This is a genomic window from Saccharothrix sabaoui (genome assembly GCF_051756985.1).
Lineage (GTDB): Bacteria > Actinomycetota > Actinomycetes > Mycobacteriales > Pseudonocardiaceae > Actinosynnema.
On record NZ_JBPKJK010000187.1, the window covers coordinates 1 to 16212 of the forward strand.

The window sequence follows — 16212 nt, forward strand, 5'->3', positions numbered from 1 at the left end:
CCCGGCGGAACGCCTCCCACGCCTCGGCCACCACGTCGGGCCGGCCGAGCAGGTCGACGGCGGTGTGCGCGAGTGCCCCGGCGGCGGCCAGCATCACGTCCAGGCCGTGCTCGCTCGCGGCGGCCTCGGCGAACTCCGGCGTGTGGTCCGACGTGTCCGGGTCCACGATCGCCACGAACGGGTGGATGGCGGGCACGACGGCGCTGACGTTGCCGATGTCCGAGGAACCGAGGAACACGCCGGGCGTCGGCTCGGTGAGGGTCGTGCCCGCCTCGGCCAGGTGCCGCGCGAACAGCCCCGACAGCACCGGGTTGTCCTTGAAGTGGGCGTACGGCGCGCGCACCCGCTCGACCTCGGCCCGGGTGCCGGTGGCCAGCGCGGTGCCCCGCACCAGTTCCGCCACCTGCCCGGCCAGCACCTCCAGCCCGTCGGTGGTCAGCGCGCGCAGGCCGAACCGGGCCTCCGCCAGGTCCGGCACGATGTTGGTGGCCTCGCCGCCGCGCGTGATGATGCCCTGCACGTGCGCGCCGGTGGGCAGCCGGGGCCGCAGCGCGCCCAGCGTGGTGAAGACCTGGATCAGGGCGGCCAGCGCGTCCACGCCCTCGGTCGGGTTGCCGGTGGGGTGCGCGGCCCGCCCGTGCAGGGTGACCCGCAGTTCGAGCTGCGCGGTCAGCGGGGCCCACGTCCAGCCGTGCGCGCCGGGGTGGAACATCAGCGCCGCGTCCACGCTGTCGAACACGCCCGCCTCGACCTCCAGGACCTTGCCGCCGCCGCCCTCCTCGGCCGGGGTGCCGACGGCCAGCAGCGTGCCGGGCAGGTCGTCCAGCACCCGGCGCACGGCCAGCGCCGCGCCCAGGCCGGCGGCGGCGATCAGGTTGTGCCCGCAGGCGTGCCCCAGGCCGGGCAGCGCGTCGTACTCCAGCAGCAGCGCCACGCGCGGCCCGTCGCCGGTGCCCGCGCGGGCGACGAACGCGGTGCCCATCCCGGCCACGCCCCGGTCCACCTCGAACCCGTCCGCCGCCAGCTCGGCGGTCAACCGGTCGGCCGCCCGGTGCTCGGCGAACGCGGTCTCCGGGTCCCGGTGCAGCGCCAGGGCCACCTCCCGCACCCGCCCGCGCACCGCCGCCAGCCCCGCTCCCACCCGCTCGTGGCACCGTTCCACGTCCATGGTCACCAGGTACCCGGGCGGTGGTCCGCCAAGCGTCGCGCCAGGTCGGGGCGGGGGTCACCCGAAGGGGGAGCCGCCGTTTTCGCGGTACCCCGCCGGGTAGCCGGACGCGACGAGGCCACGTGCGACGACAGCCGGCACGACGACAGCCGGCACGACGAGAGTCCCGGGAGGTTCCCATGAACGCGACGACCACCGAGGACACCCTGCGCGCGCCGCGGGGGGCCGGGTCGTGAACCGCTACGAGGACCTCGTGGCGGGCGTGCGCACCAGGGCCGCGCTGTCCGACCCGGAGGAGGCGCGGGCCGCGATCACGGCCACGATCGGCACGCTGTCGCACTGCCTGTCCGACGACGAGCGCGACCGGCTGGCCAGGTCCCTGCCGGCCGTCGTCGCGGGGGCCGCCGCGGAAGCCGCGCCGACCGTCGTGCCGGACCCGGCCTCCGCCGCCGCCGAGGTGGGCCGCCGCGTCGGCGGGACGGCCGAACGGGGCCGGTACCTGACCCGGGCGGTGCTGGCCGCGCTGTCCGCCGCCGTGCCGGACGCGGCGGCGCTGCTGCGCGACCGCCTGCCGGAGGACTTCGACGAGCTGTTCGCCGCACCGGGCGCACCGGGCGGACCAGGTGCACCGGGCGGATCGCCTGCCCCGCCCGGCACGCCGGAGCCCGGTCACCCGGACCTGCCCGGCGCGGGCCGCGCGAACCCGGTCACCGCGCCGGGGAGCGGCGGTCCGGACGTGCCCGGCGAGCCCGAGGCCGCCCCGCCGGCGGTGCTGTCCGCCGACGAGGTGACCGCGGCCCTGCGCGGCCTGCCCGCGTGGCAGGGCGACCGCCGCCGCCTGCGCCGGGCCGTCGAGCTGCCCACCGACCACATCCCCGCGCTGTGCAAGCGGATCAAGCTCCTGGCGAGCGACCGGGGCAGGCACGTCGGCACCGGCCGCCAGGGAAACGTCGTCACGTTCACCCTGTTCACCAACGCCGTCGGCGCGGTCACCGCGGCGGACGTCGCGATGGCCCGGCGCATCGACGAGGAGATCGACCGGCTCGGCTCGGTCAACTGACGCCGCCACCGCACGCGGCGGGGACAGGACGAAGATCACCCGGCGCGGGAAGGCGGCGGTCCGCCGGAGGCCGCAGGATGGTCGGGGTGCCGTGTCGACGCGAAGGAGGAGCCGTGCCCGGTTGGGTGGCCGACGCGATCTGGTGGCAGGTGTACCCGCTGGGCTTCGTGGACGCCGAACGCGCCGCGGTCGACGAGGTCCACCACCGGCTGCCCCGGCTGGAGCGCTGGCTGGACCACCTGCTGGAGCTGGGCTGCAACGGCCTGGCCCTCGGCCCCGTCTTCGCGTCGAGCACGCACGGCTACGACACCGTCGACCACTTCCGGGTCGACCCGCGCCTCGGCGACGACGCGGACTTCGACGCCCTCGTCGCCGCCGCGCGCTCGCGCGGCGTCCGGGTGCTGCTCGACGGCGTCTTCAACCACGTCGGCCGGCAGCACCCCGCGTTCCGGGCGCTCGCCGCGCAGGGACCGGACGCCCCCACGGCGGACTGGTTCCGGCTGCACTGGCCCGAGCGCTGGACGCCCGGCGCCGAACCGTCCGCCGACGTCTTCGAGGGCCACGACATCCTCGTCGAGCTGGACCACTCCAGCGACGCCGTCGCCGACCTGGTGACCCGGGTGATGCTCCACTGGCTCGACCGCGGCGTGGACGGGTGGCGCCTCGACGCCGCCTACGCCGTGCCGCCCGGCTTCTGGGCCCGGGTGCTGCCCGCCGTGCGCGCCGCCCACCCCGACGCCTACTTCGTCGGCGAGGTCATCCACGGCGACTACGCGCGCACCGTGGCCGAGGGCGGGCTGGACGCGGTCACCCAGTACGAGCTGTGGCAGGCCGTCTGGCACGGCATCGAGGAGCGCAACCTCTTCGAGCTGGCGTGGTCGTTGAAGCGGCACGCGGTGTTCCTGGAGTCGTTCGTGCCCTGGACGTTCGTCGGCAACCACGACGTGACCCGGATCGCCAGCAGGCTCTCCGACCAGCGCCACCTCCCGCACGCCCTCGTCGTGCTGTTCACGCTGGGCGGCACGCCGGCGGTCTGGGCGGGTGACGAGCACGCGTTCCGCGGCGTCAAGGCGGACCGGGTCGGCGGCGACGACGCCGTCCGCCAGCCCTTCCCGCCGGACCCGTCGCAGCTGTCCCCGCTGGGGCTGCCGACCTTCCACCTGCACCAGGAGCTGATCGGCCTGCGCCGCAGGCACCGCTGGCTGCACGCCGCGGCCCCGGAGCAGGTGCACGTCGCCAACGAGCAGCTCGTCTACGCCGTGGCCGGCGGCGGCGAACGGCTCCTCGTCGCGCTGAACCTGGCCGACACCCCGTCCCGGGTCCCGGCGCCGGGGGTGCGCGACGTGCTCGCCGGGGCGGCCGACGCGGGCCGGGACGAGGTCGCGCTCCCGCCCCACGGCTGGGCCGTGCTGGCCGGCTGACCACCGGGCCGGCCGGCCACGCCCGCGGGCCGTCCGGCCCTTCCCCAGGCCCACGTCGTGCTGCCGCCGGCGGCCCAGCCCTTGCGGCATCAGGACGTCGCGGCGCGGCGGCCCGTGCCGATATCGTCGACGTCGGCCCGACGAAGGGGAGAAGTCCTTGCGGCAGAACCGGAAGACCACCAGAGCCCTGGTCCGCTTACTCGCCCTGGGGCTGCTCGACTCCGGCGCGCTGGTCGGGGCCGGGGGAGCGGCGACCGCGTCACCCGCGGCACTGGACCTGGACTACACGTGCGCCACGTCGCTCGGGCCGGACGTGCCGGTGCGCGCCCGCGTCACGATCGGCCTGCCCGACGAGGTGTTCGACCGCCCCGGCACCATCGGCTACGTGGACTCGGCGTTCCTCGACGCCGACGTCGAGCTGTCCGCCGCCGGCGTCGCGGGCGCGGCGCGCGTGCGCGTCGACGGCGACAGCACGGCCACCCTGGGCGCCACCTTCACGGTCCCGGGCGGGACGCAGACCTCCCGCGCGACGCTGACCTTCGCGCCCACCACCGTCACCGGGCCGGGCGACGTGCTGCGCGCCGCGGGCGGTTTCCCCGTGATGTCCTTCTACCGGGCCGGCGACCACGCCGTCCACCTCGACGACCTCACCCTGTCCCTGCGTGCCGAGCGCCCCGACGGCACCGCCCTCGGCACGGTCACCGCGACCTGCGCGCACGACCCGGCGCAGGACGACGTGGTCGGCACGCTGCGGTCGGAGAACATCATCATCGAGCGCCCCGTGCGCCCGTCCCAGTTGGCGCTCACGGCGACGACGCCCACGAGCGCGACCCTGACCTGGTACGCGAGCCCGTGGTGGTTCGACACGTGGGGCTACGAGGTGCACCTGGACGGCGCGCAGGTCGCCTTCGTGACCGAGCGGCGGGCCACGCTCACCGGCCTGGCCCCGGACAGCCAGCACCGCGTCAAGATCGTCACCCGGGACGTCCACGGCTTCCCCTCGGCGAAGAGCCAGGGCCTGGTCTTCGCCACCCCGCCCGTCCGCTGAGGCGGTCGACCACCACCTGACCGGGTCGGCCCCGCCGGGGGCGACCCGGTCAGGAGCGCACGAGCCGGCCGATGGCGGCGCTCGCCTCGGCGATCTTCGCGTCCGCGGCGGTGCCGCCCTCGGCGACCGCCTCGGCGACGCAGTGCTTGAGGTGCTCGTCGAGCAGGCCGAGGGACACGGCCTGGAGCGCCTTGGTCGCGGCGGAGATCTGGGTGAGCACGTCGATGCAGTACTCGTCGTCCTCCACCATCCGCTGCAAGCCCCGGACCTGGCCCTCGATGCGGCGCAACCGCTTCAGGTGGTCGTCGCGGCGGTGTGCGTAACCGGGCATGGCGAGTCCTCTCATCGTCCCTGCACGCCGGGGGTGCGCGGGTTCCGGTCGCCTGCCCCGGGCCCGCGGCCGGGGTGGGCCGGGTGCCGCGGCGGGGCGCCGTCCACGTGATTGATACCCTACCAGGGTAGGGGAGCCGTCCGGCTTGACCTGCATACCCCCTGGGGGTATAAATCAGGTGCTTGCGGCACTGTGCCGACGCGGAGCGCGGTTCCGGGCTCCGCCACTCGTACGAGGACCTGACATGAACACAGCAGCGAAGCTCTCCGCCTACGGCGCGGCGCTCGTCCTGGTCGCCGGTGGCGCCTGGGCCGCCGGGAGCGCTGTCGGTCCCCTCGCCGTCGAGACCGCCCCCGGTGGTCACGACGGCACGTCCGGCGCCGAGGGCGCCGGTCACGGGGACGACCACAGCGGCGCCGTCGCGGGAGCCGAGCAGGACCAGCCCGCCGGGTTGGCGTCGTCGCGGGGCGGTTACACCCTCACGCCCGTCGACACGACGCTGACCGCCGGGACCACCGACACCTTCTCGTTCCGGGTCACCGGCCCCGACGGGGCCGCCGTGACCGCCTTCGACGTCGAGCACGAGGAGCGCATGCACCTGGTCGCCGTGCGCCGGGACACCTCCGGGTACCGGCACGTGCACCCCCGGATGGCCCCCGACGGCACGTGGACGGCCGAGCTGCCCGTGGCCGGCGCGGGGTCGTACCGCCTGTTCGCGGACTTCACGCCCACCGGCGGCGAAGGGACCACCCTCGGGGTGGACGTGCCCGCGGCCGGCGTGTTCGAGCCCCGGCGGTACGAGCCCTCGCGCGTCGCGCGGGTCGACGGCTACGAGGTGCGCCTGGACGGCGACCTGGAGCCCGGCGAGGCGTCCGCGGTCCGGCTCACCGTGAGCAGGGACGGCGCGCCCGTCACCGACCTCCAGCCCTACCTGGGCGCCTACGGGCACCTGGTGGCGCTGCGCCAGGGCGACCTCGCCTACCTGCACGTCCACCCCGGGGGCACGCCGGGCGACGGGCGGACGGCCCCCGGTCCGCAGGTCGAGTTCGTGGCCGAGGTGCCCTCGGCGGGCGGCTACCGGCTGTTCCTGGACTTCCGGCACGGCGACGTCGTGCGCACCGCCGAGTTCACCGTCACCGCCGGGGTACCCGAGGGGCACGCGGAAGAGGAGGGCCACGGTCATGGCTGACACGCAGCTCGAACTCGCCATCACGGGCATGACCTGCGCGTCGTGCGCGAACCGGATCGAGCGCAAGCTCAACAAGCTCGACGGCGTGACCGCGTCGGTGAACTACGCCACCGAGAAGGCCCACGTCACCTTCCCCGAGGACGTCGACCCGAGGGTGCTGGTCGAGCAGGTCGAGGCCGCCGGGTACCGGGCGGCGCTGCCGGTCGTCGAGGCCGAGCGGGCCGAGGCCGCCGAGGAGGACCCGACCCGGTCGCTGCGGCAGCGGGTGACCGTCTCGGCGGTGCTGGCCCTGCCGGTGGTCGTGCTGGCGATGGTGCCCGCCTGGCAGTTCACCCACTGGCAGTGGATCTCGCTGACGTTGGCCGCGCCGGTGCTGGTGTGGGGTGCGTGGCCGTTCCACCGGGCGGCGTGGGTGAACCTGCGGCACGGCGCGGCGACCATGGACACCCTGGTGTCGATGGGCACGCTCGCGGCGTTCGGCTGGTCGCTGTACGCGCTGCTGTGGGGCACCGCCGGCACGCCGGGCATGACGCACCCGTTCGAGCTGACCGTGCAGCGCACGGACGGCGCGGGCGCGATCTACCTGGAGGTGGCCGCGGGCGTGACGGTGTTCATCCTCGCGGGCCGCTACTTCGAGGCGCGGTCCAAGCGGACCGCCGGGGCCGCCCTGCGGGCGTTGCTGGAGCTGGGCGCGAAGGACGTCGCCGTGCTGCGCGGGGGCCGCGAGGTCCGGGTGCCGATCGCCGAGCTGTCGGTGGGCGACCGGTTCGTGGTGCGGCCGGGGGAGAAGATCGCCACCGACGGCGTCGTGGACGAGGGCGGCTCGGCGGTCGACGCGAGCACGCTGACCGGCGAGTCGGTGCCGGTCGAGGTCGGTCCCGGCGACGCCGTGGTCGGTGCGACGGTCAACGCCGGCGGTCGCCTGGTCGTGCGGGCCACGCGGGTCGGTTCGGACACGCAGCTGGCGCGGATGGCGAAGCTGGTCGAGGACGCGCAGAGCGGCAAGGCCGAGGCCCAGCGCCTGGCCGACCGCATCTCCGGCGTGTTCGTGCCCGTGGTCATCGCGCTGGCGGTGGGCACGCTCGGCTTCTGGCTGGGCGCGGGCGGCGGGGTGTCGGCCGCGTTCACGGCCGCGGTGGCGGTGCTGATCATCGCCTGCCCGTGCGCGCTGGGCCTGGCCACGCCGACCGCGCTGCTCGTCGGCACGGGCCGGGGCGCGCAGCTGGGCATCCTGATCAAGGGGCCGGAGGTGCTGGAGAACACCCGGCGGGTGGACACCGTCGTGCTGGACAAGACCGGCACCGTCACCACCGGCCGGATGAGCCTGGTCGCCGTGCACACCGCCGCCGGCGTCGACGCCGACGAGGTGCTGCGCCTGGCCGGGGCCCTGGAGCACGCCTCCGAGCACCCCATCGCCAAGGCCGTCGCCACCGGCGCGGTCGAACGAGTGGGCGACCTGCCGCCGGTGGCGGACTTCCGCAACCACGAGGGCGTGGGCGTGCAGGGCGTGGTGGAGGGGCACGCGGTGATCGTGGGCCGGGAACGGCTGCTGGCCGAGTGGGCCGTCCACCTCGACGACGAGCTGGCCGAGGCCAAGCGCGCCGCCGAGGCGCTGGGGCGCACCGCCGTGCTGGTCGCCCGCAACGGCCGGGCGCAGGCCGTCCTCTCGGTCGCCGACACCGTCAAGCCCACCTCCGCCGAGGCCGTCCGGCGGCTGCGCGGACTGGGCCTGACCCCGGTGCTGCTCACCGGCGACAACGAGGCCGCCGCGCGCGCCGTGGCCGCCGAGGTCGGCATCGACGAGGTCATCGCCGAGGTCATGCCCGAGGAGAAGGTCGACGTCATCGCCCGCCTCCAGGGCGAGGGCAAGGTCGTGGCGATGGTCGGCGACGGCGTCAACGACGCCGCCGCCCTGGCCAAGGCCGACCTGGGCCTCGCGATGGGCACCGGCACCGACGCGGCCATCGAGGCGAGCGACCTGACCCTCGTGCGCGGCGACCTGATGGCCGCCGTGGACGCGATCAGGCTGTCCCGCCGGACCCTGGCCACCATCAAGGGCAACCTGTTCTGGGCGTTCGCCTACAACGCCGCCGCCCTGCCGCTGGCCGTCGCGGGCCTGCTCAACCCGATGATCGCCGGTGCCGCCATGGCGTTCTCCAGCGTCTTCGTGGTGGGCAACAGCCTGCGCCTGCGCGGGTTCCGCGGTACCGCGCCCGCCGACCCGGCGGTCGGGCCCGCGGTCGGGGCGCGGAAGGTCCCCGCCACCGTCGCCTGACCCCGCCACCCCGGGGCGGACCGTCGTCGCCCCGGGGTGGACGGTCGGCGGGGCCGGCGGACGTGCCGCCGGACACCGGGTGCGAACGACCGACAGCGCCCGGTGCCGCCGTGGCCCGGGTTGCGCGCGTGGTCAGCGGTCCGGCGCCCGCCAAGACGTGTTCTCCCCGGCGGCGGCGCTGGTCCGCAACCCGCACCCCCGCCGGGACCGCGGGTGGACCCTGCGCACGAGACCCGCGGGCACCGCGGCCGACGCGGCGGAGGTCGTCGAGCGGCACCGGCGGGTGGTCGAGGGGTTCCTGCGGCGGGAGGGCACCGACCCCTCGGTGGCCGAGGCCGCCGCGCGGTGGTTCGACGGCGACGGCGGGGTGCTGAGGGCCGCCGCCGTCACCGCCGTGCTCGGCGGGCAGCCGGGCTCGCCGGTCTCACCGACGCGTCCGCCGCGCCCGGCTGGCCGGGTACCGCCGCCGACCAGGTCGACCGGCTGGAACGCGCGATGGTCACCGGCCGCGCTTGGACCCGCGCCGAGTTCGAGGCCCACCTGTTCGGCCACCCGCTGCTCGTCGCCGAGGACCGCACGTTCGCCGACGTCCACGACGACCCGTTCACGCCGCCCGACGACGCCGAGATCCGCGTCGCCCACCCGCTGCACCCGGGCGACACCCTGCCCGCGCCGACCGTGCTGCGCCTGGTGAACCGCGGGTGGCGACGCCTCGCGCCCCAGGACGGCGGTGTGGATTGGGCCTGGCCAAGCCGCTGCCCGGCGGGCGGCACGTCGTCGTGGACCTCGACCCCGGCCTCGTCGTCGGCGACCTCGCGGCCCTGGGCGACCAGACCCTGCGCCACGTCCGGGTGGCCGGGGGCGCGGCCGGGCCGCACCCCCGGTGGCGACCGCGCCGTCCCGTTCGGCGACCTGGACCCGGTGTCCTACGGCGAACTGGTCGCCGACCTGGAGGTGCCGGCGCGGTAGGCCGGTCCGCGGCAGGGGGTGGTGTTCGCGGGGGCGGCGCTCAGCTCCGCACCGCGGCGAGCCGCCCCGCCTGCTCCTTGGTGACCCGGTTCGCCGCGCCGCAGTACGTGCACTGCGTGCTGTACCGGCTGCGCACCGGGAACAGGGGCACGAAGAACAGCGTGAACTTCGTGACCGACCGGTGCACGGCGTGCGCCGCCTGCTGCCCGCACCGGGGGCACAGCAGCGCCACCATCGCCAGGACGAAGACCTTGGTGCGGAAACCGAAGATCACCATGCAGTCGCACTCCCGTCGCGTTCACCCTCCTCCCAGGATCGCACAGGGCCGGCGCTTCTTCCGTTGACGCAGCCGGCACCGTGGTCGGCGTGGAACGCGACGAGGACGACGTGAGCACCCTCCGCCGCCTGACCGGGCTGGCCACGCCGATGGCGCTGCGGGTGGCGGCGACGCTGGGGCTGCCGGACCGGCTCGACGGCGCCGGCGCCGCCGTCGAGGACCTCGCGGGCGACCTCGACGTCGACCGGCGCGGGCTCGACCTCCTGCTGGCGCACCTGGTGACCCTGGGGGTCGTCGAACGCGTCCCCGCCGGCTACCGGACGACCGCGTTCGGCGCGCACCTCCGCGCCGACGCCGACAACGGCCTGGTCGACCTGCTGAGCCTGGACGCGGCGGGCGGGCGGGCCGAGCTGGCGTTCGTCGAGCTCGCGCACAGCGTCCGCACCGGCCGGTCGGGCTACGCGCACCGCTTCGGGCAGGACTTCTGGGCCGACCTGGTCGCGGACCGGCGGCTGAGCGAGTCGTTCAACCGGCAGATGGCGCACCGGTTCCGCGACCAGGTCCCGCGGGTCGTCGCCGGGTTCGACTGGTCCCGGTTCGGCACCCTGGTCGACGTGGGCGGTGGTCGCGGCACCTTCCTCGCCGCGATCCTGGCCGCCAACCCCGGCGTCAGCGGCCACCTGGTCGACCTGGGGCCGACCGCCGCCGAGGCCCGCCGGGCGTTCGAGGAGCAGGGCCTGGGCGCGCGGACGCGGGTGACGGCGGGGAGCTTCTTCGACCCGCTCCCGGCGGGGGCGGACGCCTACCTGCTGTTCGACGTCCTGCACGACTGGGACGACGAGCAGGCCGACCGCGTCCTGGGCCGGTGCGCCGAGGCCGTGCGCCCGGGCGGGAGCGTCCTGGTGGTGGAGGCGGTCGCGGGCCGGTGGTCGAAGAGCGGGTTCGACCTGGCCATGCTGGTGATCTTCGGCGGGCGGGAGCGCCGGGTCGAGGAGTTCCGCGCGCTCGCCGCGCCGCACGGTCTGGTCCTCGCCGGCGTGGTCGACCTGACCGGGGAGCGCTGCCTGCTGGAGTTCCGGCGCGACGGCTGAGGACGACCGGGCCCGGTCAGCCGGTGGGCCCGGTCACCCGGTGGGCCCGGTCAGCCGGTGGACTCGCGCACGACCAGGCGGCAGGGGTGGCGGACCGCGCCGCCGGGGTGCTCGGCCGCCGGGGAGTCGAGGCGGTCCAGCAGCAGGCGGGCGGCGGTCGCGCCGAGGTGCTCCAGGTCCAGGTCCACCGTGGTGAGCGGCGGCCGGCAGTCCGCGGCGATCTCCTCCGAGTTGTCGTAGCCGACGACGGCGACGTCCTCGGGCACGCGCCTGCCGTGGTCGCGCAGGACGTCGGCGACCCCGGTGGCGATCTGGTCGTTGCCGCAGAACACGGCGTCCAGGTCCGGTGCGGTGGCCAGGAGGGTGCGGGCGGCGTGGCGGCCCCAGCGCTGCGACCACTCGCCGTGCAGGGGCGCACCGCCGGCGAGGCTCAGGCCGTGTTCGGACAGGACGGTCCGCAGGCCGCGACGGGTTCACGCCCGCGAACGGCGGCCTCGACCGGTCGGTCACCCTCGGCGCGGGCCGGTCGACCACCACCAAGGTCGTGATGGGCTTCGTCACCGACGAGATCCCCGAGTCGCGCACCGAGTACGACGCCTACCGCAACCGCACCCCGTCCGCCGCGTTCGCCACCCACGTGCGCGACCACAACCGCTGGTGGGTGGACAACGTCCCGTACGTCGACGTGCCCGACCCGGCGATCAAGAAGCACATCTTCTACCGCTGGTGGCTGATGCGCTTCAACCACCTCGACGTGGACATCCCCGGCCAGGACTTCCAGTTCCCGGTGTCCATCGAGGGCGTCACCGGCTACAACAACGCCATCGCGCTCACCCAGTCCATGCACATCGACGACCTGAAGTACCTGCGCGACCCGGTGCACTCCTACGGGCCGTGGCTGTCGGTGGGTCAGTCGTCGAAGGGCGGCCGGTTCGTGGACAACCCCGGCGACCCGGAGAACTGGTCGAACTCCTACACCCAGTACATCTCCGAGGCGGCCTGGCGCAGCTACCAGGTCCACGGCGGGCAGCGGGCGGTCGTCGGCAACCTGGCCCGCTACGCCGAGGGCGACGCCAAGGGGCAGTTGGCCACCTACGACACCAACGGCAACGGCGTCATCGAGTACGACTGGGGCGCGATGACCGGCAACGACGCCGACGCGGTGTCGTTCGACTGGCGCGCGGGCGACCTCGACCGGGCCGAGACCGCCTACGTGTGGAGCGGCGCGTCGGCTGCCCAGCAGGCGTACGCCCTGCTCGGCGACACCGCCAAGGCCGCCGAGATGCAGGCGCTGCGGCTGTTCGCCGACCCCGCCGAGTACCCGGTGTTCCCGTTCTACACGGCCAACCAGAAGGACAAGGCGGCGGCCGCGGCGGCCGGGCACCCCGGGTCCAACAACTTCTCCACCATCAACTCCACCGTGCAGTTCCGGCTGTACTCGTCGGTGCTGCGCAACTACCCCAACCAGTGGATGACCGCCGAGGACTACAAGAAGCTGCTCTGCTGGAACACCTGGGCGCAGTACGTCGGCGGCAACACCCAGTGGCCCGACGCCAACGAGTTCTGGGCGAACTGGAACCCGGGCAGCCGCACCATCGACTACCGGTCGTGGATCCACCACGACATCCTCGGCAGCGGCAACTGGACCGTGGTCGAGGACGTGGCCGGCCTGCGCCCGCGCACCGACGCCCGCGTCGAGCTGTCGCCCATCGACATCGGCTGGTCGCACTTCGCGGTGGAGAACCTGCGCTACCGGGGGCTCGACCTCGGCGTCGTGTGGGACGACCCCGCCGACGGCGTCACCCGCTACCCCGGCGTGCCGCAGGACGTGGTGCTCGGCAGTGCGCGGGCGATCGACGTGTTCGCCAAGGCCGGCGTCGACCTGACCTCGACCACGCCGAACCTGGCGCAGGGCGCGGCCGTCACCGCCTCCCGCACCGCGCCCGGCACGTCCACCGCCGCGGCCGTCGACGGCCTGCCCACCGACGAACCCCTGTGGGGCACGGCGGGCTCGCCGGACGCGACCGACTGGTACGAGCTGGACCTGCGCCAACCCCGGGCGGTGGACGAGCTGCGCCTGTACTTCCGCGACGACCGCGCCGCCAACCGGTACCGCGCCCCCGCCTCGTACACCGTCCAGTACTGGACGGGCGGCGCGTGGGCCGCCGCCGCGTCCCAGTCGAAGACCCCGACCACGCCGAGGGCCAACTACAACACCGTGCGCTTCACCCCGGTCACCGCGCAGCGGTGGCGCGTCCAGCTCACCCACGCGCCCGGCGCCAGGACCGCGTTGACCGAGGTCAAGGCGTACCGGCGCGGCACCTGAGCCGGGCCGGGCCGTCCCGACTGGTCTGCTTGGACCAGTCGGGACGGGGTACCCCCGCGGCATGTTCCCCGCTGAGAACCTCCGCGACTGGGTCGGCATGGACGTCGTCGACCCCGACGGCAAGACCATCGGTGACCTCGAAGCCGTGTACGTGGACACCAGGACGGACGTACCCAGCTTCCTTACCGTGCAGGTGGGCTTCATCGGCCGCCACCGCCTGGCGTTCGTGCCGGCCGCCGGTGTCACGGTCATGCCGAAGGCGCTGCGCGTCCGCTACCCGAAGGACCTGGTGAAGGACGCCCCGTCGATCGACACCGACGGCGAGCTGGTCGCCGCGGACGAGCCGAAGGTGTTCGCCCACTACCAACTGCCCTACGAGAGCGCGGGTGAGCGCCTCCTCGCTCGCCGGTGACCGCGGCGCACGACCTGGCCCGGAGCCTGGTGGGCGGGATGGCCGACCGCCGGCGGCACACCGCCGCGGTCGCGGCCAGGGCCGGTGAGCCGGCGGTCACCGTGCCGCCCGACGACCGGGACGTGCTGGTCTCGGCGGCGTGGCTGCACGACATCGGGTACGCCCCGGAGATCGCGGACACCGGGTTCCACCCGCTCGACGGCGCCCTCCACCTGGAGCGGCTCGGGTGGCCGCGGCGCGTCTGCGCCCTGGTCGCCCACCACTCCGGCGCCCGGCTGGTGGCCGACGTCCACGGCCTCGGCGGGCGGCTCGACCGCTTCCCGCACGAGGATGACGCCGTCTCCGACGCCCTCACCCACGCCGACCAGACCACCGACAGCCGGGGCCACCGCGTCACCGTCCCGGACCGCTTGGCCGACATGCTCGCCCGGCACGGGCCGGACTCGCCCAACGCGCGGGTCCACCACCTGCGCGGGCCGCTCCTGCCGGCCACCGGCGACCGGGTCGAGCGCCGGTTGGCGGCCGTCGCCGCGGGTACCGTCCCGCCATGACGCAGGTCTTCGTCCAACCCTCCTACGGCACGCCCGAGGCGCGCCGCTGCTGGGCGCTCACCCTGGACCGGCCCGTCCCGTTCGGCGACGCGGACGGGCCGCGCCCGCTCGACCCGGACGACCTCGCCCGGTTGGCCGCCGCCCACCCGGGCGGCACGGCGCGGTTCTGGGGCGCCACCGCCAAGCACGACCGGCGGATGGCCACCGTGGCGGCGGGTGACGTCGTCCTGCTCACCGGCCGCAAGCGGGTGCTGGCGGTCGGCGAGGTCGGCCACGCGTTCCACGACCCGGCGTTCGCCCGCCGCCTGTGGGACCCGCCGCCCGGCAAGTGCCTGTGGGTGAACGTCTACAGCCTGCGCGCCTACCGGACGACGGAGATCCCGTACGAGGCGGTGTGGGCGTTGCCGGGGTTCACGGTGGGCGACAACTTCATGGGCCTGCGCTTCCTCGACGAGCGCCGGGGCGCGGCGGTGCTGGGCCTGCTCGCCGAGGAGCCGACGGTGCGCGGAACGTGACCGACCCGCCGAGTAGAGGTGATCGGAACTGGGTACTGGTGGGTTGCCGGTAGCTGCGCAGCGGACGGTAGGGCCGCCCCCGGGTGGTCCGACCAGGTTCGACGCGGTGTCGTTGAACGAGCCAGCGCCCGTGCCGGTCTGGTGGTGCGGTGCGGGTCGACGTGAGCGGTGCTCCACGCCGATCCGCACCGCACCCTGCCCCGGCGCGGTCCCCGCATAGTCCCGGACGCCCCGGAAAGCAACCGCTTTCCGTGTGCATTTCGGTCCTTTATGGACTCGGCAGGCGTCCCACGTGCGGAGTCTGGACCCGGGCCAAGATCATCATTAGCCTCGGTGGGCACCCCGCACCCTGCCCACGGAGAGAGCCATGACCACGGCACGGGAATTACCGGACATCCTGTCCCCGGAGTTCGCCGCCGATCCCTACCCCGCCTACCGCGTGCTGCGCGAGCAGGCGCCGCTGCTGCACCACGAGGGCACGCGGAGCTGGATCGTCTCCCGCTACGAGGACGTCGAGCGCGCTTTCCGCGACCCGGTGTTCACCACCGACAACTACGACTGGCAGATCGCCCCCGTGCACGGGCGGACGATCCTCCAGATGAGCGGTCGTGAGCACTCGGTGCGCCGCGCGCTGGTGGCGCCCGCGTTCCGCGGCAGCGCGCTGGAGGAGAAGTTCCTGCCGGTCATCGAGCGCAACGCGCGCGAACTGGTGGACGCCTTCCGGCACGACGGCCGCGCCGACCTGGTCGGGCAGTTCGCCACGCACTTCCCGGTCAACGTCATCGTGGACATGCTCGGCCTGGACAAGTCCGACCACGCGAAGTTCCACCGCTGGTACACGGCGACCATCGCGTTCCTCGGCAACCTCAGCGGCGACGAGCGGGTGGCCGAGGCCGGTCACCGCACCCGCGAGGAGTTCGCCGAGTACATGATCCCGATCATCCGGCGGCGCCGGGAGAACCCCGGGGACGACCTGCTGTCCGCGCTCTGCCTGGCCGAGATCGACGGCACGCGCATGTCGGACGAGGACATCAAGGCGTTCTGCTCGCTGCTGCTCGCGGCGGGCGGGGAGACCACCGACAAGGCCATCGCGGCGATCTTCCGCAACCTGCTGGAGCACCCCGACCAGCTCGCCGCGGTGCGCGCGGACCGGTCGCTGGTGCCGCGGGCGTTCGCCGAGACGCTGCGCTACACGCCGCCCGTGCACATGATCATGCGCCAACCCGCGGAGGACGTGGAGCTGGGCGGGGGAGTGGTGCCCGCGGGCGCGACGGTGACGTGCCTGATCGGCGCGGCCAACCGCGACCCCGACCGCTACTCGCGGCCCGACGAGTTCGACCTGTTCCGCGACGACCTGAGCACCACCCACGCGTTCTCCGCGGCGGCGAACCACCTGGCGTTCGCGCTGGGCAGGCACTTCTGCGTCGGGGCGCTGCTCGCCAAGGCCGAGGTCGAGGTCGGGGTGAACATGCTGCTCGACGCCATGCCGGACGTCCGCCTCGCGGACGGCTACCGGGCGGGCGAGCAGGGCGTGTTCACCCGCGGCCCGGCCGAGCTGCCGGTCGTCTTCACCCCGGTG

16 protein-coding genes are annotated in these 16212 nt (G+C 74.9%); 12 read left to right on the forward strand and 4 right to left on the reverse strand.

The genetic code is table 11. The features are described from left to right. Positions 1-1168: amidohydrolase (locus ACR807_RS36130; protein ID WP_438926004.1), on the reverse strand; the 1168-nt coding region annotated here is incomplete at its 3' end. Between the two features lie 232 nt (positions 1169-1400). On the opposite strand from ACR807_RS36130, the gene ACR807_RS36135 reads away from it, so the two are divergent. From ACR807_RS36135 to ACR807_RS36145, 3 genes are all read left to right on the forward strand, one after another. Then, positions 1401-2228, forward strand: a complete 828-nt coding sequence (locus ACR807_RS36135) for a DUF2267 domain-containing protein (protein ID WP_438926005.1) — start codon at positions 1401-1403, stop codon at positions 2226-2228. 113 nt (positions 2229-2341) lie between these two features. Then, complete coding sequence (locus ACR807_RS36140; RefSeq protein WP_438926006.1) at positions 2342-3649, forward strand: alpha-amylase family glycosyl hydrolase; 1308 nt, start codon at positions 2342-2344, stop codon at positions 3647-3649. A 157-nt stretch (positions 3650-3806) separates the two neighbouring features. Next, complete coding sequence (locus ACR807_RS36145; RefSeq protein WP_438926007.1) at positions 3807-4697, forward strand: DUF6801 domain-containing protein; 891 nt, start codon at positions 3807-3809, stop codon at positions 4695-4697. 49 nt (positions 4698-4746) lie between these two features. Here the strand turns inward: ACR807_RS36145 and ACR807_RS36150 are convergent, their stop codons facing one another. Next, the gene (locus ACR807_RS36150) at positions 4747-5028 is read right to left on the reverse strand and encodes a metal-sensitive transcriptional regulator (RefSeq protein ID WP_438926008.1); all 282 of its coding nucleotides are present in this window, start codon (positions 5026-5028) and stop codon (positions 4747-4749) included. Between the two features lie 244 nt (positions 5029-5272). Between ACR807_RS36150 and ACR807_RS36155 the strand changes: the two genes are divergently transcribed. The 3 genes from ACR807_RS36155 (at position 5273) to ACR807_RS36165 (ending at position 9461) form a co-directional block, all read left to right on the forward strand. Then, positions 5273-6217: a DUF8832 domain-containing protein gene (locus ACR807_RS36155; protein WP_438926009.1), complete on the forward strand. Its 945-nt coding sequence runs from the start codon at positions 5273-5275 to the stop codon at positions 6215-6217. Further along, positions 6210-8492, forward strand: a complete 2283-nt coding sequence (locus ACR807_RS36160; protein WP_438926010.1) for a heavy metal translocating P-type ATPase — start codon at positions 6210-6212, stop codon at positions 8490-8492. Before ACR807_RS36155 ends, ACR807_RS36160 begins: the two co-directional genes overlap by 8 nt. 345 nt (positions 8493-8837) lie before the next feature. After that, complete coding sequence (locus ACR807_RS36165) at positions 8838-9461, forward strand: DUF4132 domain-containing protein (RefSeq protein ID WP_438926011.1); 624 nt, start codon at positions 8838-8840, stop codon at positions 9459-9461. Positions 9462-9501: 40 nt separating this feature from the next. On the opposite strand, the gene ACR807_RS36170 is transcribed toward ACR807_RS36165, so the two are convergent. After that, the gene (locus ACR807_RS36170; RefSeq protein WP_438926012.1) at positions 9502-9738 is read right to left on the reverse strand and encodes a zinc-ribbon domain-containing protein; all 237 of its coding nucleotides are present in this window, start codon (positions 9736-9738) and stop codon (positions 9502-9504) included. Between the two features lie 89 nt (positions 9739-9827). On the opposite strand from ACR807_RS36170, the gene ACR807_RS36175 reads away from it, so the two are divergent. Beyond that, positions 9828-10829, forward strand: a complete 1002-nt coding sequence (locus ACR807_RS36175) for a methyltransferase (RefSeq protein WP_438926013.1) — start codon at positions 9828-9830, stop codon at positions 10827-10829. Positions 10830-10879: 50 nt separating this feature from the next. Here the strand turns inward: ACR807_RS36175 and ACR807_RS36180 are convergent, their stop codons facing one another. Then, entirely contained in the window at positions 10880-11290 is a 411-nt protein-coding gene (locus ACR807_RS36180; protein WP_438926019.1) for a substrate-binding domain-containing protein, read from the reverse strand. Between the two features lie 86 nt (positions 11291-11376). On the opposite strand from ACR807_RS36180, the gene ACR807_RS36185 reads away from it, so the two are divergent. The 5 genes from ACR807_RS36185 to ACR807_RS36205 all read left to right on the forward strand — a co-directional run. Next, on the forward strand, positions 11377-13155 hold the full coding sequence (locus ACR807_RS36185) for a galactose-binding domain-containing protein (protein ID WP_438926014.1): 1779 nt from the start codon (positions 11377-11379) through the stop codon (positions 13153-13155). Positions 13156-13216: 61 nt separating this feature from the next. Further along, positions 13217-13567, forward strand: coding sequence for a PRC-barrel domain-containing protein (locus tag ACR807_RS36190; RefSeq protein WP_438926015.1), 351 nt, complete (start codon positions 13217-13219; stop codon positions 13565-13567). Continuing rightward, on the forward strand, positions 13564-14118 hold the full coding sequence (locus ACR807_RS36195; protein ID WP_438926016.1) for an HD domain-containing protein: 555 nt from the start codon (positions 13564-13566) through the stop codon (positions 14116-14118). The genes ACR807_RS36190 and ACR807_RS36195 overlap by 4 nt, the downstream gene beginning before the upstream one ends. After that, entirely contained in the window at positions 14115-14633 is a 519-nt protein-coding gene (locus ACR807_RS36200; protein ID WP_438926017.1) for a hypothetical protein, read from the forward strand. The genes ACR807_RS36195 and ACR807_RS36200 overlap by 4 nt, the downstream gene beginning before the upstream one ends. Positions 14634-15000: 367 nt before the next feature. Next, the coding region (locus ACR807_RS36205; protein WP_438926018.1) for a cytochrome P450 at positions 15001-16212 on the forward strand (1212 nt) is incomplete at its 3' end.